Origin of the sequence: Microbacterium sp. F2 (genome assembly GCF_052274505.1) — a bacterium.
Classification (GTDB): Bacteria; Actinomycetota; Actinomycetes; order Actinomycetales; family Microbacteriaceae; genus Microbacterium.
Genome location: NZ_JBNVBV010000020.1, coordinates 1 through 1,696 on the forward strand (window position 1 = coordinate 1; position 1,696 = coordinate 1,696).

The 1,696-nt window shown below is 66.5% G+C and carries 2 protein-coding genes; both read left to right on the forward strand.

Annotated features, from left to right (window positions below; all coding sequences use genetic code 11):
* Nucleotides 1-85: 85 nt before the first annotated feature.
* Nucleotides 86-799, forward strand: a complete 714-nt coding sequence (locus ACQVDU_RS15820) for an alpha/beta fold hydrolase (RefSeq protein WP_443477645.1) — start codon at nucleotides 86-88, stop codon at nucleotides 797-799.
* A partial coding sequence (locus ACQVDU_RS15825; protein WP_443477646.1) for an alpha/beta hydrolase occupies nucleotides 796-1,696 on the forward strand: 901 nt, incomplete at its 3' end. The genes ACQVDU_RS15820 and ACQVDU_RS15825, both read left to right, overlap by 4 nt.

Below are 1,696 nucleotides of genomic sequence, written 5' to 3' on the forward strand. Positions count from 1 at the left end.
GGACTGTTGTTCTGCACAGACTCTGCTAGGTAGAGTGGGATTCCATCCGACGGAACCCGCCGTCGGTGAACAAAGGAGTTCCAGAATGCGCATCGTCTTGGTTCATGGAGGTTGGCAGGGTGGTTGGGCGTGGGACGGCGTTGTCGCTGAGCTCGCGAAGGCAGGCCACGAGGTATGGGCCCCAACCTTGCAGGGTCTCGGTGACAACGACGACCGTGCAGGTGTCACGCTCTCGACCATGGCGGACAATCTCATCGGCCGGATCGCCGACAAGGGGTGGGACCGGTTCGTAGTAGTCGGCCACAGTGGCGGCGGCCCGATCATCCAGCTCGTAGCTGAGGCGATGCCGGAGCAGGTGGAGCAGGCGATCTTCATCGACGCGTGGGTACTCGCCGACGGCGAGTCGATCAATGCGATCCTCCCCACCGAGTTGGCGAATTTCGCCCGTGGCACAGCCGCATCCTCGCCCGACCAGAGCGTGCCGATCCCGCCGCAGCTATTCATGACGGCTTTCTTGCAGGACGGATCGGAGGAGCTTCACGCGCAGGTCGAGCCCCGTCTGGTGCCGTCGCCTGGCGGTTGGCTCGACGAGCCGATCCGTCTTCGGTCGGCCGGCACCGGTGACGTGCCGAGCGGCTACATCTTCCTGCAAGAGGATCGGGCTGTGCCGCAGGAGTTGTACCGCGCATCAGCAGACCGGCTCACGAACCCGACGACCGCGAGCTCGCCGGGGAGCCACATGGCCATGTTGACGCGCCCGGTGGAGCTGGCAGCAGCCATCGTCTCCGTTATGTCGTGACGACGTTTCGCTCTTTCGCGACTTCCGCTGGGACCGTCGCTTACGCCGAATGGCTGCCCGGCGGCCCCGCCCGTGCGACGGTGCTGCTCGTTCACGGCGGGGGGGTGGGCCCCGATGGCTGGAGTCGAGCGATCGGCGGGCGACCCGGGTGGGCGCCCCGTCTCGCCGAAGCCGGATACCGCGCGGTCGTGATGACGTGGCCTGGGTTGTCGGCTGGCGGCGCATGGGACCCCGACACGCGGCTGGATGGGGCGGCGGTCGCCGGCGCGATCGTGGAGCTAATCGCTGCGCTCGGCGTTCCGGTCGTCCTCGTGGTCCACTCCATGTCCGCCGCTTTCGGTTATCGGGTCGCTTTCCACCATCGGGATTCACTGATCGCCCTAGTCGCGCTGGCACCCGCTCCCCCCGGGGACATCCAGCCCGAGCCCGCCGTGCTGGAGGAGGACGCCGATCACATCGTCGTCCAGGGACGCCCGCTCACCTGGAGGCTTCCCCGTCGCGGCTGGTGGCATCCCGGATCAGAGTTCATCGAGACGAAGCTGGTCGGTGCAAGCGAGCAATTCCCACCCGGTCACCTGGACGAGCTCCGTTCGCAGCTGGTGCCAATCCCAGCCGGGCTCCTCCTCGAGCGGCAGAACGTTCGCGGTGCGCAGGTCCATATCGGCGACAGGGAGTTGGACGGCCTACCGACCCTCGTGATGGTCGGTACCCACGACACCGATCATCCGATCGAGTCGGACCGCGCGACTGCTGACTGGCTCGCCGAGCGAGGCGGCGATGTCAGGTTCGTCGCGTTGACGGCAGCGAACGTGGCTGGCAACGGCCACATGCTGATGCAGGAGTCGAACAGCGATGCGGTGCTCAACCTTGTAACGGAGTGGCTCGGTCCAAATGTAC